This window comes from Halopiger aswanensis (assembly GCF_003610195.1).
Classification (GTDB): Archaea; Halobacteriota; Halobacteria; order Halobacteriales; family Natrialbaceae; genus Halopiger; species Halopiger aswanensis.
On record NZ_RAPO01000002.1, the window covers coordinates 1405332 to 1426401 of the forward strand.

General features: G+C 66.8%; 24 protein-coding genes, 2 tRNA genes and 1 rRNA gene. 15 read left to right on the plus strand and 12 right to left on the minus strand.

Annotated features, from left to right (window positions below; all coding sequences use genetic code 11):
* Positions 1–4: 4 nt before the first annotated feature.
* From ATJ93_RS13830 to ATJ93_RS13845, 4 genes are all read left to right on the plus strand, one after another.
* Positions 5–817 carry a maleate cis-trans isomerase family protein gene (locus ATJ93_RS13830; RefSeq protein ID WP_120245186.1) on the plus strand — a complete coding sequence of 271 codons (813 nt, stop codon included), beginning with the start codon at positions 5–7 and terminating at the stop codon, positions 815–817.
* 73 nt (positions 818–890) lie between these two features.
* The gene (locus ATJ93_RS13835) at positions 891–1667 is read left to right on the plus strand and encodes a coenzyme F420-0:L-glutamate ligase (protein WP_120245187.1); all 777 of its coding nucleotides are present in this window, start codon (positions 891–893) and stop codon (positions 1665–1667) included.
* A 48-nt stretch (positions 1668–1715) separates the two neighbouring features.
* Positions 1716–2525 carry a class I SAM-dependent methyltransferase gene (locus tag ATJ93_RS13840; protein ID WP_120245188.1) on the plus strand — a complete coding sequence of 270 codons (810 nt, stop codon included), beginning with the start codon at positions 1716–1718 and terminating at the stop codon, positions 2523–2525.
* A 181-nt stretch (positions 2526–2706) separates the two neighbouring features.
* On the plus strand, positions 2707–3735 hold the full coding sequence (locus ATJ93_RS13845; protein WP_120245189.1) for a 5,10-methylenetetrahydromethanopterin reductase: 1029 nt from the start codon (positions 2707–2709) through the stop codon (positions 3733–3735).
* Between the two features lie 54 nt (positions 3736–3789).
* Here the strand turns inward: ATJ93_RS13845 and ATJ93_RS13850 are convergent, their stop codons facing one another.
* Positions 3790–3990 carry a hypothetical protein gene (locus tag ATJ93_RS13850; RefSeq protein ID WP_120245190.1) on the minus strand — a complete coding sequence of 67 codons (201 nt, stop codon included), beginning with the start codon at positions 3988–3990 and terminating at the stop codon, positions 3790–3792.
* 172 nt (positions 3991–4162) lie between these two features.
* On the opposite strand from ATJ93_RS13850, the gene ATJ93_RS13855 reads away from it, so the two are divergent.
* The 8 genes from ATJ93_RS13855 to yciH all read left to right on the plus strand — a co-directional run bounded on the left by ATJ93_RS13855 (position 4163) and on the right by yciH (position 12907).
* Positions 4163–4453, plus strand: coding sequence for a DUF7573 domain-containing protein (locus ATJ93_RS13855; protein WP_120245191.1), 291 nt, complete (start codon positions 4163–4165; stop codon positions 4451–4453).
* 146 nt (positions 4454–4599) lie between these two features.
* Positions 4600–7206, plus strand: coding sequence for a methyl-accepting chemotaxis protein (locus ATJ93_RS13860; RefSeq protein WP_120245192.1), 2607 nt, complete (start codon positions 4600–4602; stop codon positions 7204–7206).
* A gap of 281 nt (positions 7207–7487) precedes the next feature.
* Complete coding sequence (locus ATJ93_RS13870; RefSeq protein ID WP_013880905.1) at positions 7488–7682, plus strand: cold-shock protein; 195 nt, start codon at positions 7488–7490, stop codon at positions 7680–7682.
* 129 nt (positions 7683–7811) lie between these two features.
* Positions 7812–8021, plus strand: coding sequence for a hypothetical protein (locus tag ATJ93_RS13875; protein ID WP_120245194.1), 210 nt, complete (start codon positions 7812–7814; stop codon positions 8019–8021).
* Complete coding sequence (locus ATJ93_RS13880; protein ID WP_120245195.1) at positions 8014–9051, plus strand: AAA family ATPase; 1038 nt, start codon at positions 8014–8016, stop codon at positions 9049–9051. The genes ATJ93_RS13875 and ATJ93_RS13880 overlap by 8 nt, the downstream gene beginning before the upstream one ends.
* Before the next feature lie 15 nt (positions 9052–9066).
* On the plus strand, positions 9067–10110 hold the full coding sequence (locus tag ATJ93_RS13885; protein WP_120245196.1) for a DUF58 domain-containing protein: 1044 nt from the start codon (positions 9067–9069) through the stop codon (positions 10108–10110).
* Positions 10107–12515, plus strand: coding sequence for a transglutaminase TgpA family protein (locus tag ATJ93_RS13890; RefSeq protein ID WP_120245197.1), 2409 nt, complete (start codon positions 10107–10109; stop codon positions 12513–12515). The genes ATJ93_RS13885 and ATJ93_RS13890 overlap by 4 nt, the downstream gene beginning before the upstream one ends.
* Positions 12516–12613: 98 nt before the next feature.
* Entirely contained in the window at positions 12614–12907 is a 294-nt protein-coding gene (yciH, locus tag ATJ93_RS13895; protein ID WP_120245198.1) for a stress response translation initiation inhibitor YciH, read from the plus strand.
* A 194-nt stretch (positions 12908–13101) separates the two neighbouring features.
* On the opposite strand, the gene ATJ93_RS13900 is transcribed toward yciH, so the two are convergent.
* The 9 genes from ATJ93_RS13900 to ATJ93_RS13935 form a co-directional block, all read right to left on the minus strand.
* Entirely contained in the window at positions 13102–14205 is a 1104-nt protein-coding gene (locus ATJ93_RS13900; protein WP_120245199.1) for a glycerol dehydrogenase, read from the minus strand.
* A 77-nt stretch (positions 14206–14282) separates the two neighbouring features.
* Positions 14283–14654: a rhodanese-like domain-containing protein gene (locus tag ATJ93_RS13905; RefSeq protein WP_120245200.1), complete on the minus strand. Its 372-nt coding sequence runs from the start codon at positions 14652–14654 to the stop codon at positions 14283–14285.
* Between the two features lie 367 nt (positions 14655–15021).
* Positions 15022–15633, minus strand: a complete 612-nt coding sequence (locus ATJ93_RS13910) for an NUDIX hydrolase (RefSeq protein WP_120245201.1) — start codon at positions 15631–15633, stop codon at positions 15022–15024.
* 69 nt (positions 15634–15702) lie between these two features.
* Positions 15703–16191: a DUF5809 family protein gene (locus tag ATJ93_RS13915; RefSeq protein ID WP_120245202.1), complete on the minus strand. Its 489-nt coding sequence runs from the start codon at positions 16189–16191 to the stop codon at positions 15703–15705.
* Positions 16192–16216: 25 nt separating this feature from the next.
* Positions 16217–16723: a DUF5810 domain-containing protein gene (locus ATJ93_RS13920; RefSeq protein WP_120245203.1), complete on the minus strand. Its 507-nt coding sequence runs from the start codon at positions 16721–16723 to the stop codon at positions 16217–16219.
* Between the two features lie 60 nt (positions 16724–16783).
* Positions 16784–17263 (minus strand): ribosomal protein S18-alanine N-acetyltransferase, encoded by a 480-nt coding sequence (rimI, locus tag ATJ93_RS13925; protein WP_120245204.1) that lies wholly within the window; start codon positions 17261–17263, stop codon positions 16784–16786.
* A 152-nt stretch (positions 17264–17415) separates the two neighbouring features.
* Positions 17416–17541 carry a hypothetical protein gene (locus tag ATJ93_RS24365; RefSeq protein WP_281271560.1) on the minus strand — a complete coding sequence of 42 codons (126 nt, stop codon included), beginning with the start codon at positions 17539–17541 and terminating at the stop codon, positions 17416–17418.
* Positions 17542–17552: 11 nt separating this feature from the next.
* A complete protein-coding gene (locus ATJ93_RS13930) occupies positions 17553–18047 on the minus strand; it encodes a DUF892 family protein (RefSeq protein WP_120245205.1) in 495 nt (164 codons plus the stop codon).
* 148 nt (positions 18048–18195) lie between these two features.
* Positions 18196–18504, minus strand: a complete 309-nt coding sequence (locus ATJ93_RS13935; RefSeq protein WP_120245206.1) for a DUF6360 family protein — start codon at positions 18502–18504, stop codon at positions 18196–18198.
* Positions 18505–19168: 664 nt separating this feature from the next.
* Between ATJ93_RS13935 and ATJ93_RS23700 the strand changes: the two genes are divergently transcribed.
* The 3 genes from ATJ93_RS23700 (at position 19169) to ATJ93_RS13945 (ending at position 20304) form a co-directional block, all read left to right on the plus strand.
* Positions 19169–19327 carry a hypothetical protein gene (locus ATJ93_RS23700; protein WP_013880893.1) on the plus strand — a complete coding sequence of 53 codons (159 nt, stop codon included), beginning with the start codon at positions 19169–19171 and terminating at the stop codon, positions 19325–19327.
* 126 nt (positions 19328–19453) lie between these two features.
* Positions 19454–20155: a DUF7119 family protein gene (locus tag ATJ93_RS13940; protein ID WP_120245207.1), complete on the plus strand. Its 702-nt coding sequence runs from the start codon at positions 19454–19456 to the stop codon at positions 20153–20155.
* Between the two features lie 75 nt (positions 20156–20230).
* Positions 20231–20304, plus strand: a tRNA-Lys gene (locus ATJ93_RS13945).
* Positions 20305–20564: 260 nt separating this feature from the next.
* On the opposite strand, the gene ATJ93_RS13950 is transcribed toward ATJ93_RS13945, so the two are convergent.
* Positions 20565–20640, minus strand: a tRNA-Cys gene (locus tag ATJ93_RS13950).
* A gap of 131 nt (positions 20641–20771) precedes the next feature.
* Positions 20772–20893 (minus strand): 5S ribosomal RNA (gene rrf / locus ATJ93_RS13955).
* Between the last annotated feature and the right edge of the window lie 177 nt (positions 20894–21070).

A 21070-nucleotide genomic window follows, 5' to 3' on the forward strand; every position in this document is an offset into this window, starting at 1 on the left:
ACCGATGGTTGCCGATCGACTCGCCGACCGCGATCGCGGTGATCGACGCGGTCGGCTCGGCCTGATCGTCCCTTCGTCGAACACGACCGCCGAACCCGAGTTCCGGGCACACCTCCCGGACTCGATCACCGTCCACGGCGCGCGGATGGCCCTCGAGTCGGTCACCGTCGACGAACTCGACGCGATGAGCGACGACGCGGCCCGCGCGGCCGAACTACTGGGCCACGCCGACGTCGACGCGGTCGCCTACGCCTGCACGACCGGCAGCCTGATCCACGGCCCCGGGTTCGACGCCGAACTCGAGGAGCGCCTCGAGCGGGCGGCCGGCGTCCCAGCGGTCGCGACGGCCCGGTCGGTCGTGCGCGCGCTCGAGGCGCTCGACGCCGAGCGGATCGCGGTCGCGACGCCGTACACCGACGAACTCGACGCGAAGGAACGGGAGTTCCTCGAGGCGGCGGGGTTCGAGGTCGCGGCCCTCGACGGGCGCGGATTGGCGGCCAACACGGCGATCGGCGAGTTGCGGCCGGCAGAGGCTCGGCAGCAGGTGATCGATCTGGTCGGCGACGATCGCGGCGACTGCGACGGTTTCGACGGTTTCGACGGCCTCGACGGCCTCGACGCCGTCTTCGTCTCCTGTACGAACTACCGCTCGCTCGCCGCGATCGAGGGGCTCGAGGCCGAACTCGGCCTCCCGGTGCTCACGAGCAACGGCGCGACGCTGTGGGACGTCTGTAGAGTGGCCGGGATCGACGTCGACGGGCCGGGCGCGCTGTTCGAGGTCGAGGTCGAGGCCGAGGCCGAGGACGACCGGCGGTAACCGCCGGCCGATCCCGCGGGCGTTCGCTCGCCGGTGACGGTGCGTTTTTGACGCCGCTCGCCAACCCACCGGTATGGAACTGACACCAGTGGCGGACCTCCCCGAGATCCGCCCCGGCGACGACATCGCCGCGCTCGTGGCCGAGCGGGTCGGCGACGACGTAGCGCCCGGCGACGTGCTCACTATTGCGAGTACGATCGTCTCGAAAGCGGAGGGGCGGACGGCGGACCTCGAGGACTACCCCGTCAGCGCCCGCGCACAGGAGATCGCGGACAAGATCGCGGAACTGACGGCCGAGGAGAAGGACCCGCGGTTCGCACAGGCCGTCCTCGAGGAGAGTACCGAGGTGCTGATCGACTGCCCGTTCCTGCTGACCGAGACGCGATTCGGCCACATCTGCGTCAACGCGGGGATCGATCGCTCGAACGTGCCGGGTCACGACCTCCTCCTGCTGCCGAAGCGGCCGAGCGAAAGCGCCGAGCGGATCCGCGCGGGCCTCGAGGAGCGGGGCATCGAGGACGTCGCGGTAATCGTCACCGACACCTGCGGCCGGCCGTTCCGCCACGGCCAGCGCGGCGTCGCGATCGGCTGGGCGGGCATGCCCGCGAGCCGCGACTGGCGCGGCGAGACCGACCGCGACGGCCACGAACTCGAGGTCACGGTGCAGTCGGTCGTCGACGAACTCAGCGCCGCCGCGAACCTCGTTACCGGCGAAGGAGCCGGCGGGACGCCCGCGGTCGTCGTCAGCGACTGGGACTTCGGCGACCTCGAGGGCAGCGACGAACTGTTCCGGTCGGTCGAAGACGACCTCGTCCGCCAGGCGCTTCGCGAGTGGGAGTTCGACGGCTGACTCGAGGCGCACCGAGAACTAAGGTCACAGCGGTGGGAGGGACCGGCGATGGACGCGACTGCGACGGAGCCGCGGTATGCCTGTCGACGCTGCGGACGGCGACTATCCCGCCGGAAGTCCGGGGGCGAGGACGACGACGCGTTCGTCTGTCCGAACGGCGACGCGACGGTCTCGGTCGTCGACGGCATTCCGCGGTTTCCCGTTCCCGACGACTCCCACGAGACGCTGTTCGATCGGTTGGCGCCGATCTACGAGTCGCCGTTCTGGTTCGACCCGCTGTACCGGTTCGTCGGCGGCCCCGGCGCGCCGCGAGACGACCGCGAACTGGTCGTGGAGATGCTCGAGCTAGAGAATACGAATGTGGCTGACGGCGACGCGCCGACCGTCCTCGACGTCGCGTGTGGCACGGGACGGATCGCCCGTACAGTCGCCGCCGACGCGGCCGTCGTCGGCATCGACATCGCCGCAGGGATGCTCGAGCGGGCGACGCGGTACGCGGCGCGGAACGGGCTCGACGGCATCGCGTTCGCGCAGATGAGCGCCGACGAGCTGTGGTTCGACGCGGACGCGTTCGATCGGGGGACCTGCTGCTGGGCGCTGCACCTCCTGCCGGATCCCGACGTCGTGCTCGAGGAAATCGGGCGCGTGTTGCGGTCCGGCGGCGTATTCGTCGGGACGACGCTGGTCGAGGACTACGTGCTCGAGCTGTTGCCGGTTCGAGCGACCGCGAAAGGCGTTCTCGACGTCGAGCCGTTCGACGCGACCGACCTCCGACAGCGGCTCCGGGCGGCGGGGTTCTCGAGCGTCGAGTTCGACCGCCGCGGCGCAGCGTTGTTCTTCCGGGCCCGCCGCGAGTGAGCGAGCCGTTCGAGGTTAGCCCCGCGTCTCGAGACCGAAACAAAACAGCGACGACGGCCACCGTCGCCGGTGACGGTGGGCTTTTTACCGCGGTCGCCGACCCTGCGGACATGAGTCGACACGCGGTTCCGGTTCGTCGCTCGAGCGGCGTCCCGACGAGACGAACGTGGAGGGAAGACGGATGAGCGAGGGCAAGACGGACTCCGAACCCGATTCGGGCGCGAACGCGACGTGGGGAATCGAACTCACGCCCGAACACCCGCCGGATCGGATCGCCGATCTGGCGGCGCTCGCGGAGGACGAAGGGTTCGATCTCGCGCTCTCGAGCAGTCACTACTTCAACCGCGATCCGTTCGTCGTGCTCTCGCGGATGGCTGCGGCGACGGACGAGATCCGGCTGGGACCGGGCGTCGTCAACCCCTACGAGAGCCATCCCGTGAAACTCGCCGCGCAGACGGCGACGATCGACGAAGTCAGCGACGGCCGCGCCGTCTTCGGCGTCGGCGCCGGCGACCGCTCCGCGCTGGCGAACCTCGGCGTCGACAGGGATCGCCCGCTCCGGCGCGTCCTCGAGACGTTCGACGTTGCGAGGGACCTCTGGGCCGGCGAGACCGTCACGCACGAGGGAACCTTCACCGCGCGGGACGCGTCGCTCAACCTCGACGAACGGGAGATTCCGGTCTACGTCGGCGCGCAGGGGCCCCACATGCTCCGGATGAGCGCCAAGCACGCCGACGGCGTACTGATCAACGCCGCGCACCCCAAGGACCTCGAGTGGGCCGCGGGCGAACTCGAGCAGGGGTTGGCGGAGCGACCGGACGACGCGGGAGCGTTCGAATCGCTCGCGTTCGCGAGCGTCAGCGTCGCTGGGAACGAGGACGACGCGCGCGAAGCCGCCCGGCCGCCCGTCGCCTTCATCGTCGGCGGCGCGGCGGATCCCGTTCTCGAGCGCCACGATATCGACCGCGACGCGGCGAGCGCGGTCAGCGAGGCCCTAGAGCAGGGCGACCTCGGCGAGGCCTTCGGTCGCGTGACGCCGGCGATGATCGACGCGTTCTGCATCGCCGGAACCACCGAGACGGTCGCCGAGCGGTTCGAAGCGGCCGTAGAGTACGTCGACGGAATCGTCGTCGGCTCGCCGCTCGGGCCGGATCTCGAGGACGCGATCGAGCGAGCGAGCGACGCGTTAGCGCGTGCGACGGCGGACTGACGGCTGTCGGTTGCAGTCGCCCGGTCGTCGGAATCGCCGAAACCGGCGATCCGATTAGCTGGAGGTCGAGGAGAAGAGGCTGCCGATCGCACCGAGGGTCAGGACGCCGAAGACTGCGAGCGAGAAGACGACCAGAACCATGCCGGCGAGCACCAGCAGCGGTGCGAGCCCCTCGCCCAGGGCGACGTCGGTAAAGAGCCGAGTCATCTCCGTGATGTTGTCGACGATCACGTTCAGCGGTGTGGCGGTGTCCATGTGTGGGGGTTGTCAGCGATGGTACTTGGCGGTGCCGGTCCCGCATCGCGGTTCGGCACGAGGGCGGCCCGATAGCGGCGACGGTGGCGGCGACCGTGCGGAATTCGGGACCGTCGCGGCCGTCGAGGACGGAGTCGGAGCCACTAAGCCGATACCGGCCCTACCCTGTGCCGTGACCGACGACGCGACCCTCTCGGACTTCGCCGTCGACGCGAGCGACGAGCGGGACGACTCGAGCGCCGCCGAGAACGTGGCCGACGAGCGCGATACTGCTCCGGAGGAACGCGACGACACCGACGGCACCGACAGAACCGATAAACCGGAGCGGACGCGAGCCGACCCGAACCCGTCACTCTCGACGTACGCGTGGGGCGAGTACGTCTGCCCTCGATGCGACGCAGAGAGCGACCGCGTCTGGCGAGACGGCGACGACTTCGTCTGTCCCGACTGCAAGGAGTGGTGAGGGGCTCGAGCGGCGACGGCCGCCGAAATACCGGATACAGGCGTTCCCGACCTAATAGACTATTTAGTTTCGTGAGCGACGGCGCCGTCGATCGATCCGGCCACAACATACAGAAGTAATGATGTAATATTTCGTAATAGATACTCATGGAGTGGTCGGTTCGGTCCGTACGGCGGAGGGTTCGGCGGCTCGTTCCCGCGGCAGTCAGGGAGCGATACGCGCTGAAGTTCGGTATCGTGTTGCTGTTGTTGGGCCTCTCGATCGGCGCCCTGGGCTTCGCCGCGACGGGGGCGATCACCGACAGCGTCGAGTCGACGGCCCTCGAGGAGCAAGAGGAGACAGCGATCCGGGAGGCGAAGGCGTTCGACGACTGGAACGCGCGAAACGAGAACTTCGTCGTCGCGTCGGCGGGAGCCCCGGTCGTCGCGTCGGGGGACGTCAACGAGACGAAAGCGTACCTCGAGGACATCTACTACGATCTTCCCGACGAACGGATGCACGCCCTCTACGTGGATACCGAGAGCGGCGAGGTCGTCGCCGGCGTCGATACTACCGCTGAGACGCTCGCGGAGATCAAATTCCCCGACACGAACGAGCTCGGCGATCTGTCGACGCACTACGTGCAGCGGACCGAACCCTACGCGATGCCGGATCAGCTCGGACTGGCGGCGGACGAACACCCCGTCGTGTCGTACTACATTGGGGTCGGCGAGGACGCCGACCGCGCGCTAGTGTTCACGTTCGCGCTCTCGGATCGAACCGGCGATTACGCGACGCAGACGAGCGGCGACACCGTCGTGACGATCCTTGACGAGGAGGGTCGGATCGTCGGTGACAACAGGAAGCTCGGCTACGGCGGCGACGAGGCGAACGCGAGTTTCGGCCGCCAGTACGAGGGCTACGAGCGGTTTCAGGAGCTGGCAGCGCTGGACGGGCCGGGCGCCGCGACGGTTGAAGGGCGACCCAGCGAGGCGCTCCGCGGGGCGCCCTACGAGTTCGCGCCCGACGACTACGTCGTCGGCTACCACACGACCGCGGAGGGCTGGTCCGTGCTGGTCCACACGAGCGAAGCCGACGCCCTCGGGTTCGTCACCACGGTCAACCGGTTCGGCTACCTCATCACGGTCATCGGCGTCGGACTGATCGGCGTGTTCGGCGTGGTCGTGGGCCGCAACACGGCCACGTCCATCCGAACCCTCTCGAGCAGGGCCGCCGAGATCAGGGAAGGCGAGTACGACGTCGACCTCGAGACGGAGCGGGTCGACGAGATCGGCGACCTCTACCGGACCGTTGACGAGATGCGCGAGTCCCTCGTCACCCGAATCGAGGAATCCGAACGGACGCGCGAGCAGGCCGAGAAAGCTCGCGATCGGGCCGACGAGGCCCGGGAGGAGGCCGAATCGGCCAAACGGCGCGCCGAACAGACCCGCCGGGAGGCCCAAGAACAAAACGAGTACCTCGAGCGGAAAGCCGCCGAATACTGCGACGTGATGGGCGAGTGCGCCGACGGCGACCTCACCCAGCGGCTCGATCCCGCCGCCGAGAGCGAGCCGATGGCCGAGATCGCGACGACGTTCAACGCGACGGTGGACGATATCGAGCGGACGATCGCGAGGATCTCGGCGTTCGCCGGCGACGTCGCCGACGCCAGCGACGACGTTCGAGCGGAGTGTACCGACCTCGAGGCGACGAACGACAGCGTCGCCGACTCGGTCGAGGAGATCACGGCGGTGACGGACGAGCAGAACGAGCGGATGGAGGCGATCGCGACGGAGATCCAGGGGATGTCCGCGACGATCGAAGAGATCGCCTCGACCGCCGACAGCCTCGCGGACACCTCCCGGCGGGCCGCCCGGGGGGCGAACGAAGGGATCGCCACCGCCGAAGACGTCGGCGAGGAAATGGAACGCATCGAACGGCGGGCGGACGCCGCCCTCGAGGAGATGCGCGCGCTCGAGGATTCGATGGCCGAGATCGACGAGATCGTCGGCGTAATTACGGATATCGCCGATCAGACGAACATCCTCGCGCTGAACGCCTCTATCGAGGCCGCTCACGCGGGCGGCGACGGGACGAACGGGGCCGGCTTCGCGACCGTCGCCCAAGAGGTCAAGCAACTCGCCGAGGAGACCAAAACTTCGGCGGCGGAGATCGAGTCGTTGATCGACACCGTTCAGGCCCAAACCGACAGGACCGTCGACGAGATGGCGACCATGCGCGAGCGCGTGATCGAGGGCGCTGAGACGGTCGAGCAGTCCGTCTCAGCATTCGAGGAAATCGAGGCGGAGGTCTCGGCGGCGGACCACGGCGTTCAGGAGATCAACGACGCGACTGACGCGATCGCCGACTCCACCCAGGACCTCGTTCCGATGGCCGAAGACGTGACGGCCCTGAGCGATAGGACCGCCCGAGAGGCGGCCGCCGTCGCCGAGAGCGTCTCCGACCAGACGGCAGCGATCGCGACCGTCTCCCGGAACGCGAACGACTTGTCCGAACGGTCACGAACGCTCCGGGACCTGCTCGACGAGTTCGCGATCGATCGCGGGGAGATCGACGGAACGGCCAGCCTCGAGAGCGGGGCCGGACGGGACGAGACCGTCGAACTCGAGTTTGCGAGCGGTACCGGGACGCAAGCCCGAGACGAGGGGACGAGCGACCTCGAGACGATCGGGTCGGAAACGAAAACGGAACTAGAAACGGCGACGGCTACGGACGACGGTGAATCGGCGGATCTCGAGCCGAGAGACGACTGAGACGCGAGACGCCGCGGAAGTGGACGACGTCGATCCGGTCGCCGGGCGGCGGATCGTCTCGGGCGCGTCGCCGCCCATCGCGGTGACGATCCCCCTGGCAGAACGCGATCCGGTTGCGCTCGCTGTCGGAGGCGTCGACCGTGGGCCGGCACGCCTCGAGGCTTCGACGAGCCCGCCGTTATAGACGTTTCAAAGCGGGGCCGTCATTCGGACCCCGGTACAAAGACCACTACAGCGCGCCCCGAACATTTATATCTCCGTCATGGTTCTATAGAGGTGCAATGGCGAAAGGTACGGTCGCATTCTTCAACGACACTGGCGGCTACGGGTTCATCGAGACTGAGGATTCGGACGAGGACGTGTTCTTCCACATGGAGGACGTCGGCGGCCCCGACCTCGAGGAGGGGCAGGAGGTCGAATTCGACATCGAGCAGGCCGATAAGGGCCCGCGCGCGACTAACGTCGAGCGACTATAGACGGACCGTCAAGAGGTATCGTTTTCCGATCATCACGTGGGTAGCGACGGCTGTCTCGTTCTAACGGCCGGCTGCATCGGACTCGTCCGTCGGAGTGAGTGATGAGTGTGAGCGCGAAATCACCGACTGATGGCGACGAGACGGTCGTCCGCAACGCCGACGCAGGAAACCGCCGGCAACAGCGTCATCACGGTCTATACCGAACACGTACGCGAGCCGACACAAGGCCTATATTCCGGAACGCCCGATGACGGAGCAACAGCGATGCGCCGCTATCTCCCCGCTATCGACCGCCGATCGCCCTCGCCGACCGACGCTCGAGACGACCACGATGACTGATACAGACCCGACGCCTGCGACGGAGTCGAGCGACGAGAGCGTCGACCCGCTCCCGATATCGACGGTTACGGAGCTCTGCGAGGACATCGCGGCGAACGTCTCGCGGGTCATCGTCGGCCACGACGACGTGATCGATCACGTCGTGATCGCGCTGCTTGCCAGGGGGCACGTCCTGCTCGACGACGTGCCCGGCGTCGGCAAGACGATGCTCGCCCGATCGATCGCGACGTCGGTCGACTGCGAGTTCCAGCGGGTACAGTTCACGCCCGATCTGCTCCCGCCGGACGTCACCGGCGTCAACGTCTTCAACCAGAAGACCCGCGAGTTCGAGTTCCAGCCCGGCCCCGTCTTCGGCAACATCGTGCTCGGCGACGAGATCAACCGCGCGCCGCCGAAGACCCAGTCCGCGCTGCTGGAAGCCATGGAGGAGGAACAGGTCACGGTCGACGGCCGGACCCGCGCGCTCCCGGATCCGTTCACCGTCATCGCGACGCAAAACGCCGTCGAGCCGAACCAGACGTACGAACTCCCCCTGGCCGAACTCGACCGGTTCATGAAGAAACTCCACCTGGGCTATCCCACGCCCGAGGAGGAGACCGAACTGCTCGGCCGCACCGTCGGCCACCACCCCATCGAGTCGCTCGAGCCGGTGACCGACCGGGAGACGATCGTCCGCGCCCGCGAGACGATTGCCGGCGTTCGCGTCGAGGAACCGGTCCGGTCGTACGCGGCGCGGCTCGCCGAGTACACCCGCGAAAATGCACGCATCGGCGTCAGCCCGCGCGGGACGATCGCCCTGCTGCGTGCGGCACAGGCCCGCGCCGTCGCCAACGGCCGGGAGTACGTGCTTCCGGACGACGTGCAAGTAGAGGCCCGGGCCGTCATGCGACACCGGATCCAGACCGACGACCGGGACCGCGACGGCGACGCCGTCGTCGACGACGCGCTCGAGCGGGTACCGATCGAGGGATCGCGGCGAGACGACACCGACACCGACGGCGTTCGGGCGGGCGCACGCGACCGACCATAGATAGAAACCGAAGCGATGCAACTCACACGACGCGGCTGGCTGGTACTCGCGGTCGTCGCCGCCTCGCTGGCGATGAGCTGGCAGTACGGCCCGCGGTCGTTGAACGCCGTCGTCACGCCGCTGGCGGTCGCGTTCGTCGTCGGGCTCGTCACGACCGCACGGATCGGACGACCGACCGTCCGCCGACACGCCATCGAGCCGGGTCCGGTCGGCGAGACTCGAACGGTCGCGGTGACGATCGAAACCGACGGGGCGATCGCCGCGACGGTCGCCGATACCGTCGGCGACGGCCTCGAGCCCGTCGAGACTGACGGCGAGCCAGTCATCGAGACGACGGTCGCCGACGAGACGCAGATCGCGTACGACATTGCGCTCGAGGACCGCGGCGAGCGCGCCGTCGGCCCGCTGTCGATCACCGTCAGCGACGTCTTCGGCCTCGTCGAGCGCACGTTCGAGGACGACGAGACGGTCTCCGTGCTGGTCTATCCGCCCGTCCACGATCTCCGCGGCTCGGCCGCGCCGCTCCAAACGCTCGCGGCCGAAGGGGCGGCGCCGGATCGGGAAGAGTTCGACCGCCTCCGGGAGTACCGCCGCGGCGACTCGCTGCGGAACGTCCACTGGAAAGCCGCCGCCAAGCGCCCGGACGACGACCTCGTCGTCGCGGAGTACGCCACCGCCGACGAGGCCCGCGCGCTCTCGATCGCCGCCGAGTGCGAGCCCGGCCAAAGCGACGAGCTCGCGGCGGCCGTCGCGAGCCTCGCGACGCACTTCCTCGAGCGCGACCGGCCGGTCGGCGTGACCGTCGGTACCGACGCGGTGGGGCCAGCGACCGGACGCCAGCACCGGCGCGATCTCCTGCAGTTGCTCGCCAGGGTCGAATCCGGCTCGCTCGAGGACCGAGAACGAAACGATGCGGACGTCCTCGTCAGGGCGGACCGCGACGGGATACGCGTCGTCGTCGACGAGCGCGCGGTGCCGTTCGAACGACTCGTCGCGGACGTCGGCGGAACGGGACGGGCGGCAGATGAGCGCAACGGCGACACGGCGGTGGTGGCATGAGTACGGATTCGCGGACGCAGTCGCGAGCGCAGTCACGGCCGAGCGCCGACGAAACGGCCGATCGATTCGGAATCGGAAGCCCCACCGATAGCGGACTCTTTCGCCTGCTCGCGCTCGGCTGCGTGTTGCTGCTGACCGCATCGTACCTATCCGTCCTCTACGAGGTGACCCGTATCGTCGGCGGCACCCGATCGCTGCTCCTGCTCGTCGGGACGATGCTGGTCGCGGCGACCGTCCTCGCGCGGACGATCCGCCCCCGAACCGCGACGGCGGCGGCGCTCGTCGCAGCCGGCCTCGGCTTCGCCTACTACCTCGAGACCAGCGGCGTCGGAATCGGCGTCGTCACGACGGCGACCGACGCGATCATCGCGGACGTGATCACGCTCGCGACCGGTCTCGAGTTGCTCCAGATGGTCGAGGCGGGCGTCTGGACGCTGGGGTTCGCACCCGGCCCTGCCTTCCTGTCGTGGTATCTCGCCGTCCGTGGCCGATACGGGCTGAGCGTCCTCCCCGGCGGCTTCGCGCTGCTCTTTCTCGTTCTGACCGGCGACGCCGGGACGCTGGTGACGCTGCTGGGCACGCTTGCCGCACTCGGCGCGGTCGGCTTCGGCGAACTCGAGCGCCGGGGCGGCACGGGTGCGGTCGCACAGATCGACTTGCTCGCGGTCACGGTCGCCGCGATCGTCGTCCTCTCGCTGTCGGTGACCGTCGTCCCCGGCGGCCCGGCCAGTCCGGCGACGGCCGGCCTCGAGACCAGCAACGCGGGAACCCTCGAGGGGACGATCGACTCGGCTACGGAGCGCTCCCAGATCGGCGGGTCGGTCGAACTCTCGCCGGATCCCCGGTTCCGGGTCGAATCGGAGCAGCCGTCCTACTGGCGAACGGGCGTCTACGACCGCTATACCGGCGACGAGTGGATCAGAACCGGCCAAAACCGGCCCCTCGAGGGCGGCGCCGCTCTCGATCCGCCGCCGGGGCAGTACGAGACGGTGACCCAGACCGTCACGGCGGAGACGGAACTCGGCGTGATGCCCGCCGCCGCACAGCCGGTCGGGGTCGACGGCGACGCCGCCAGGTACGCGACCGCCTCCATTCACGGCCAGGTGCGACCGCAGACGACGCTGCTCGAGGGCGACAGCTACACCGTCGAGAGCGCGGTGCCGAACCCAATTCCGGGCAAACTCAACGATGCCGGCACCGACTACCCGGCCGAAGTCGAGGAGTACTACCTGCAGACGCCGGAGAGTCTGTCGCCGGCGTTCGAGGAGCGGACGGCCGAGATCACGGCCTCGGCCACCACCCCCTACGAGACGGCCCGCATCGTCGAGAACCACCTTCGGTCGTCCAAGTCGTACTCGCTCGACATCGAACGGCCCGAGAGCGACGTTTCCGAGGCGTTCCTGCTCGAGATGGACGAGGGCTACTGCGTCTACTTCGCGACGACGATGACCCAGATGCTGCGAAGCGAAGGGATTCCCGCGCGGTACGTCACCGGCTACACGACCGGCGAGCAGGTCGGCGAGGACGAGTACCTCGTCCGCGGCGTCAACGCCCACGCGTGGGTCGAGGTCTACTTCCCGGGCCAGGGCTGGGTTCCCTTCGACCCGACGCCGCCGAGCGAGCGCGAAACCGTCCACCAGTCCCAACTCGAGGACGACGACGCGGACACGCCCGGGGCGGACGCGCCGACGGACGAAGAGAGTTCGTCGACCGACGACGAGCCGGCACAGTCCGACGACCCGGCACAGACCGACGAGAACGAGCCGAGCGATGACCCCGCCGAGGACCCGACGAACGACAGCGAGTCCGAATCGCAGTCGGCGTCACAGTCCGCGAACGACACCGAGCCGCAATCGGAGAACAATACGACGACGTCGGACGGAGAAACGGACACCGAGAACGACGCAAACGAAGCGGCGGACGGCGATCCCGGCCTCGGCGCTTCCCTGTACGAACTCCTCACGGTGACCCGCGAGACGGCCGCCCTCACGGCCGTGCTTCTGGTCGGCACCGTCGCCGTCGCCCACCGAACCGACGCGACGACGCGCGCCCGGCGCACCGTCGGCCTGTACTGGCACGGCCGCCGCGGCGAGCCGGACCGCGACGCCGAGCGCGCCTTCGACCGCCTCGAGCGACTGCTCGCGCGCGAGTATCGGCCGCGCCGGCGCGGCGAATCGCCGCGACAGTATCTCGCGGCCCTGGCGGCAACCGCGGAGGGGGAAGCGACGGACAGGTCCACGGCCGCGGTTCCGCTGCCGCTCGACGAGCGAGCGGAACGGGTGCTCGAGTGCCACGAGCGGGCCGTTTACGGCGGTGGCGTCGATCGAGCGGCGGCGGACGAGGCGATCGAAATCGTCGACGACCTGGCTCGCGAGCGACTGCCGGTGATCGGTCGCGACCGCTGACGTGTCCGTTCCTGACGGACGATCGTTCAAAAAAGATCGCTGGAGGGCATGCGGGTCCCGATAGTGTTTAATATGGCCATTTCGTAGCAAGGAACGTAATGTCGGAAGTCTGCTCGACGTGCGGGCTCCCCGAGGAACTCTGCGTCTGTGAGGACGTAGCCAAGGGGCAACAGCAACTCAACATCCGCATTGACGAGCGCAGATACGGGAAAGAGGTAACGATCGTCGAAGGATTCGATCCGAAGGACGTCGATCTGGACAGCCTTTCGTCGGATCTCAAGTCCAAGTTCGCCTGTGGTGGCACCGTCGAAGACGGCCAGATCGAACTACAGGGCAACCATACCGGCCGCATCGAAGAGTTCCTTCGGGAACGCGGCTTCAACGTCGCATGACTGAGCCCGCGATGATCTGAGACGACTTCCGAACCGACGGCCGCCGGCCGAATCGGCTTTTTCACCGCTTCGACGTTCCCCGTAGTTGAGGCGCCGTCAAACGCTCGAGCCGAGCGAGTAGCTGCCCACAGGAGCACGGAAAGCAAAGCGCCGCGAGCGGTTCGTCGGCCACCGCCCGCTGCAGTCGCCAGCGATTACTCCCGCGCCGCTTTCAGCCGCCGACCGATCGCGTCGGCGGTCCGGATCGCGTCCCGAACCATCGCCGGTTCGACGTCGAAGGGTTCGTTGTGGATCGTTTCGTCGGGCGCACAGGCCGCCTCGGCCACCGCGTCGAGTTGTTCGGGCGTCGGCTCCTCGAGCCCGATCTCTGCGAGCGTCACCGGCAACCCGATATCGAGCGAGAAGTCGACGATCTCTTCGACGAACGCGCCCTCGCGACCCTCGAGAACGAGTTGGCTGAGCGTGCCGATATTGACCTTCTCGCCGTGGGTCGCGCCGTGGGTGGCCTCGAGTTGGGTTAGCCCGTTGTGGATCGAGTGGGCCGCCGCGAGGCCGCCGCTCTCGAAGCCGAGGCCGCTTAAGAGGGTGTTGGCTTCGACGACCGACTCGACGCCCTCGGTGACCGCGTCGACCTCGACCGCTTCGACGGCCGGGTCGGCCTGCTCCCGGAGCGTGTCGTAGGCCAGCCGGGCCAGTTCGAGCGCGGCGTCGGTCGGTTCGCCGCCGATCACGTTCGCCGCGCCGGCGCGATCGACCGCGCTGGCCTCGAACCACGTCGCCAGCGCGTCTGCGATCCCCGACCGGAACAGTCGCGTCGGCGCTCCGGCGACGACCGCCGTATCGACGATCACGGCGTCGGGATGCCGGTCGTAGAACCGGTACTCCTCGAACTCGCCGTCCTCGGTGTAGACGACCGAGAGAGCGCTGGTCGGCGCGTCAGTCGACGCGATCGTCGGGAGCGATACCGCCGCTCCGTCGACGATCTCGCGGGCGGCCTTCGCGGTATCGAGGGCCTTTCCCCCACCGGCGCCGATGATCGCGTCCGTCTCCGCGTCGCGACAGACGTCCGCGATCCGGTCGATCTCCTCGGCTGAGGCTTCGCCGCCGAACTCCTCGACGACGACGTCGACACCGGCCCGCTCGAGACTTGCGGTCGCTCGCTCTTCGATAATGTCGAGGACGATATCGTCAGCGAGCAGTAGGACGCGGTCTCCGAGCGGCTCCACGTGCTCGCCGAGTTCGTCGAGAACGTCGCGGCCCTGTACGTAGTGTGGCGGTGCGGCGAACTGTCTGGTCATGCAATCACCGCCCCGCCCTACGGTCCGCGAGGGGATAGAGCTATGCCACGCGTCGCCACGGGCGGGAAGCCACGGAGCTAAAACGGTGACTCGGCGGGTTCGGATTCCTCGTCGTCTTCGTCCTCGTCCTCGCGGACGAGTCCGAACTTCATCCCGTACTTCTCGAGGCCGCCCGCCATGCTCTCGACGGTGGCGTCGGCGGTCCCCTCGTAGGAGCCGATCAACTGCGCCGCCTGGACGCTTGCCTTCCCGTGGGGACAGACCGTGACGATGCGGTCTGCGTCCTCGAACTCGTCGATTCGGCCGGTGAGTTCGTTGAACGGAACGTTCTCGCTGCCTGGGATGTGACTGTGCTCGAAGCTCTTCTCATCACGGATGTCGACGATTCGAACGTCCGCATCCGCCTCGAGGAGGTCCTTGACGTCGTCGGGAGAGATTTCGCCGTCCATCGTCGGCGTCTTTGGACGCAGCGCGAATAAGCGCACGGGTCGCGGTCGGGATCGATACTAAGGGCATCACCACCCGATGAATACAGACGGTGCCGGCCGAAGGCCGGCAGAGAGCCCCGCGGTGATCGGGAAAGCGGTGGTGAGTCGATCGCCAGACGGTACACGAACCGCCGGCGGTGGCGAGGAAACGGCCTCGTGTCGAATGGGATTCAGGCAACGACAGAGGACCCCCATCCCTCGCCATCGGCACTTTCCCCCGTGCCGGATTAAAACTGTCGGCCGCCTGAATAATATCGCTTGGTGAGTACCGGTACGAAACGCGTGTCGGGGAACGCGCCGGCCGATCGAGCCGGGAGAAAGCCGACCGCTATAGCAGTCCGTCCTCGGACGCGAGCAACAGCGCCGCGATCGTCGCGTCGTTGGCCGGCGGCTCGCGAGCCCGTTCGAGCGCCGCCGAGACCGGAACGGTCGTCACCTCGAGGAACTCGTTGTTGTCGAGTTCCCGCTCCCCCGGTTCGAGGCCCTCGGCGTAGACGATCCCGCGGGTGTGTCGGAGCACACCGGTCGCGACGGCGTACTCCTGCAGCAGTGCCGTGCTCGTCGGCCGGAAGCCGGTTTCCTCTTCGAGTTCGCGCTCGGCAGCCGCCGTGAACGACTCGCCGTCCTCGACGATGCCGGCGGGGAGCTCGAGGTGAGTCTCGCGGATCGTCGGCCGGAACTGCTCGACGAAGAGGAGTCTGTCTTCGTCGTCGGCGCCGGTACTCGGCTCGCCGTCCGTCTCGTCGCCGATTCCGTCGACGGTCCCCGCAACTGTACCGTCGATACGGGCCACGATGACGACCGAGTCCGGGAGGGAAGCCCAGTAGTAGCGCTTTTCCGTCCCGTCGGGTTGCTCGTAGCGGTCGTAACCGCCCTCGTACCAGGGCGTCTCGTACTCGGTGGCCTCCTCGCGCAGCGTCCAGTCGTCGGGTACGGGCATGGTCGACCGTGGGGGCTCGAGCAGTGAATAGGTGCTGCTTCCGCAACTCGGGGTCCGATCGGGAGGGACTCAGTCGTCGGACTCGCCGTCGGTGTCAGCGTCGACGTCCGCGTCCGCGTCTGCGTCGGGTTCCGTACCGGCACCAGGTTTCACAATCGATCGGTACAGCCGTCCGAACGCCTGCCGGCGAAGCGTCGCGATCGCCGCGTCCTCTTCTTCCTGGAAGGTGGCGGCGACGGCCTCGTCCGCTGGACCGGCGTGCCAGACGACGCGGGCGGCGTTCTCGTGGCCGACCGTCGTCACGTCGCCGGCGTAGGACTCGCGCCAGTCGTCGAACTCCTCGCGGCTTCCGACCTGGACCTCGAGCAGGCTCGCGAACAGGGCGTCGCGGGCCGTCTCCACGACCTCGCCCGTGACGCGCTCGTCGTACTCCGCCCGGTCGAAGGACATCGCCTTGGCGACCTCGCGGACGACCGTCTGGGCCGCCGGGCCGACCGCCTCGTAGTGTCGCCGCGCGTCGTCGGTCGACGTCGGCGCAACCGTCCCTACAGTGTGCATACCCGAACGATCGGTCGAGAAACAGTTACGCGTTTTCGTTTCCAGTTTCGTCCGTGTCGCCGTCGGCTGTGTCCTCGCCGCCGTCACCGTCAGTGCCTGTCGACTCGGACGCGGATTCGCCGTCTCCGCCCGACTCGTGCATCCGTCGCGTCAACTCCCGCGCTTCCTCGAGGACGCCCTCGGCTTCCGCGGTCAGGGAGCCGCGGCCGGGCTGGCGACTCTGGCGGGCGAGTTCGTTCTCGAGGGCGGGGCGGCCGGGCTGTTGGTTTCCGTGGCCGTGATCGTGCCCGTTCCCGTGGTCGTGTGCGTGTCCCTGGGTTCCGCCCTCGAACTCCGGCGTATCGATCTCGGTGGCATGCTGGCTGACGATCTCCCCCAGTTCCTCGGGACTTCGGTCTGGCCAGTCGGGCGCGTGTTCCTCGAGCCACTCCTCGTGCTCCTGGCGACCGAGCGAGGCCGTGATGGCGAGGTGGTTCGCGAGGTGTTTCGCGTCGGCTTCCTCGGCGTCACAGACCGGACAGGCGTATCCCATACCCGCGACTATGGCCGGCGACAGTAAAAGCACGTCACTCGAGACACCGAGCAGCACTCGTCACTCGAGTTTCCGGATCATGATGATCGCGTCCTCGTCGTCCTCGTAATAGTCGGGGACGCGCCGCAGCGGCTCGAAGCCGAACTCACGGTAGAGCCGTTTCGCACCGTCGTTGGTCCGACGAACCTCGAGTTTGATCGAGTCGGCCCCGCGGGCCGCGAGGACGGCGATCGATCGCGAGAGCAGTGCGGAACCGATCCCGTCGCCGCGTTGCTCCGGGTGGACGGCGATGTCCTTGACGTGGCCGAGTTCCCGGCCGTAGGTCGAGGACACGTCCGAGATGACGTAGCCGACGACCTCGGTATCGCCTTTGACGGCCACGAGAAAACCGGGCTCGCCGAGGAAGCGTTCGAAGGCGTCGTAGGGCCAGGGCTGGGAGAACGACGCGTTCTCGATGCGGACGACTGCGAGCAGATCCGCGCGCTCCGCCGGACGGATCGAAAGCGCGTCGTCGCCGCGGTCCGGAATCGAGGTGGTCACACGCCCGGATAGGCGCCGGAACAGTAAAAGCGGTTGCAATGCAGCAGTCCGCCAGTCGACGCCGCTCGAGGCGGGCCGCTCCGAATCGGCCTGTCGTCGCGGTGCTGACCGGTCAGGCCGGGCAGCGTAACTCACCGTCAGCGAGGCAGCGTCTACTCTTCGTCGTCCTCGTCGATCGTCGTCGTCGGCTCTTTGTCCTCAGTACCGCCGTACTGGCCTTGCTCGTCCTCGTCTTCACCTTCGCTCTCTGCTTCGTCGTCGGTGGAGTCGTCAGTCACGGGAATCACGCTCACTCCGCCGGAATCGCATCCATCTCGTACTGTTCGGTCAGTTCCTTTAACTCCTCGAGGGCGTCCTGCTCCTCGCGGAGGTTCTCCTCGAGCAGGTCGGCGGCCTCGTCCATCCCGAGCTGATCCGCCAGCGGGATCAGGTTCCCGTAGGCGGCGATCTCGTAGTGCTCGGTCTTCTCGGCGGCCGCCATGTTGTGGTAGTCCATCACCTCTTGGGACGGTTCCATCGATTCGAACTCCTCGTACTCCTCGATCAGCCCCTCGATACCCTCGCACTCTTCTTTCTCCGGCGGCTCGCCGAACATCTCGAAGACCTCCTCGAGGCGCTCGATCTGGCCCTGCGTCTCCTCGCGGTGCTCCGAGAACGCGCTGGCGATCTCGTCGCGCTCGGTGTTCGCCTCGAGATCGTCGAGGGCGTCGAGTAGCTGGTGCTCGGCGTGATAGATGTCCTCGAGGCCGTGCTCGAACAGGTCCTGAATCGTATCCATGCTCATAGTGGCTCCGGACGATCGTTCGCCAAGCGAGCGAAAAAGTCGGATCCCTGCGACGGCAGGCGGCGACTCGCGGCGGGTACCGTTGCGTTCGGTGAGCCGACTCGAGCCGACTCGAGCCGACTCGAGCCGGCCGTGTCCCGCTCTCGAGCTACGACCCCCGCCCCGTCTCTTCGGCATCAGTGTCCCCATCCTCGACCTGCTCTGCGTACGTCTCGAGATCCGCCGCCAACGTCCGGGCCTGACCGGACGTTAACTCGAGTTCCGCCGTGTGCTTGGGCAGGTGTTCCTCCGTCGCGTTGTCGAGTTCGACCTGCAGCCGAACCCGGTCAGGCGCCTCGCGGTCGGTCGTCGCGTTCACGACCGCGACTGACTCCCACTCGAACGTTTCCCCCTTAGCGACCGCGTCGACGTAATCCAGTGTCGTATATCCCGTTACGGAGATCAGCCGGTTGGACATTCATCGGCAGTCGTCCGCGAGGTACTTAGAAACTCGCGACGGAACGATCCGAGCGCAGTTCACGAAACGGCTGCTCGTGCTGGCTCGTGCTGGCTCGAGCGATGATTGTCAGACTGCCCCGACTCGCGATATCGATACAGACTGCGAATCGGATGTCCGACCGTCGATCCCGGTTCCCGACTCTAATCATCCGTATCGATCGTGATATCTACCGTTTGTTCATGCCTCATTTACCGGCCGTTTTTGCAGCCTCGAGATAGGCCGCCGGAACCGCGATCTGCTGCCTTCGGCTGAAATTACCAGCGTGTCATTGAGGTAGTCTCGAGATATAACCCATTCCACACCGGAACAGCCGCCATATCGCCCGAAGACATTGGATCAAAACACCTCATCGAATCGCGGCTGTGATCGAACGGTGGTGACTGGACACGACCGACACGTTGTGAACATACGTCGACACATTGCTCGTCTATCACGAAATACATCGCTAATCGAGCCGAAAAGGAGCAATTCAGCATTGTAATATCCGAATCTCGGGTAGACGACCACTCTCCTGTGATTCAGTGTCGTCCGAGATAGCGGAAAATATACCCTGTACGGCAGAGCACGGGTATCGCTTGCGGCTGAGATGATGTTTATGGGGGCAGAGGCCATACGAAGGCCCATGACAGACGCGGCTGAACGGAAGCCAGAGACGGGACCGCAGGAAACTGAGCCGGACCGCGACGATTCGCATCTCGACGATATCGAGGAAGGGGCCGGCTGTACTGAAATCTGGGAGCACCTCGCCGAAAAGCGCGACGAAGACGGCGCCCAGAACTGATCACCGTCTCGCTTCCAGTTCGATCTCCACCTCGGACTCTGATTCCCGTCCCAGTCAGCTCTCGTATGCATTCCGTCCGCGGTGGAGGCGGCGCCTTTTTTGCTACCACGTCCCTTATCGAGATTCATGACGGACAATCGGCCCGGTAATCGTTCAAACGGGCGTGACGACGCTGATCAGCGATCGGTCCCGACGGACCGAGAATCGCCCGTCGGGGCACCGGTTATTCGGGGCGACGAGTCGGTTACCGGCAGCCGAGCGCGGGAGGCCGTCCAGTTCGATCCGGACGATCCGGCGAGTCTGGAGGAGGCGGCCGAAACCGTCCGCCAGTTCGCGAGCGGGGCCACCGATGACGATCACCTCTTCATGTTGCGAGGCGCCGCCGCCTGTGCCGCCCTCGTTCGCGGGGAAGGGTCCTACAAGGCTGCCGCTGAACGAGCCGGAGACGACGCGACAGTCTCGTTCATCCGGAAGTGGGCTCGCGTCCACGACCTCCCACGATCGGTTCGCAAGCAGGTCGCACTCGGCGCGATCGCCCCAACCGCGGCCAAACACATCGCCCGGGTCGCCGGCGAAGCACGCCTCCTTCTCGCCTGGGCCACGATCGACGGCGAGCTGACGGTCCGCGACGTCCGCAGCGTCGCCAGCGCAGTCAACGACGGCACTCCCATCGAGCGCGCTCTCGCCGACCACGACGTCACGCTCGGCCGCCTCGAGATCGGCCTCTCACCGTCGACCTACCGCGATCTTCGCCGTCGGGCCTCGATCGACGACGTCGCTCCCGGCGACATCGTCACCAGCGCGCTCGAGCAGTACTTCGACGAGTAATCGATACCGGGGGCCGGTCAATGCGGAGGACGAAAGAAAACGTTTAACCGCTACTCACCGAAAGTGGAATACAGAGGGCCGGTAGCTCAGTTTGGCAGAGCGTCTGGCTTTTAACCAGACGGTCGCGTGTTCAAATCGCGCCCGGCCCGCTTTCCTATTACGAACAACTCCGTAAGCGGCCAGTACTCGAAGGGATTTGGGAGCAACATAGCGTAGGCACACTGACGGCCCGAACTGGTCACTCTCCAAGCGTAATTTGCTGCCATACACTCGAGCAGCGGCAGCGATGCTAACAGTTCAGGCGGGTCGGCATAGATCACAAGATACTGAACCAGTAGTGGAAGATCCTGAATTTAGGTAGAGTTATAACTATTTGGACAGTCACTCAGAAAAAACCGTATCGGAAGTAAGCCAAGGGCCGGATTTGAACCGGCGGTGGGCGGCTCTGCAGGCCGCTGCGTTCGGCCGGACTCTGCCACCTTGGCGCGCATCGTAGCATAGCAACTGCGATTGTTTAAGCGTAGCGGTACGGAACAGCGACTGTCGCTTCTATAAATACAAAAAGCCCCGCCGAGCGACACCGCTGTCGCTCGACGAGGCTTAAGATGAAGTATGAGTGGGGCGGCGAATCGACGTTCCCAGAGGGTCGCCCACTCCAGTAGTTGCCGATACGCAGGCGAGCTTATCTTCCGTGTTCGGGATGGGTACGGGAGGAACCTCGCCGCTGTGGCCGCCTAACGCCGATTCACGGAATCGAACCGTGATCATGCCAATATCGGTTGATTGACCGTGTGTATGTGTAGTCCAGTTAGCGCCTGGACCCGTTCGATGGGTCACAGATCCAAATGCGTGTCTCAGTTATGAGTGTGTGGCTTGGCCGATTAGTGCTCGCGGGCTCAACGCCTCGTTGCCTTG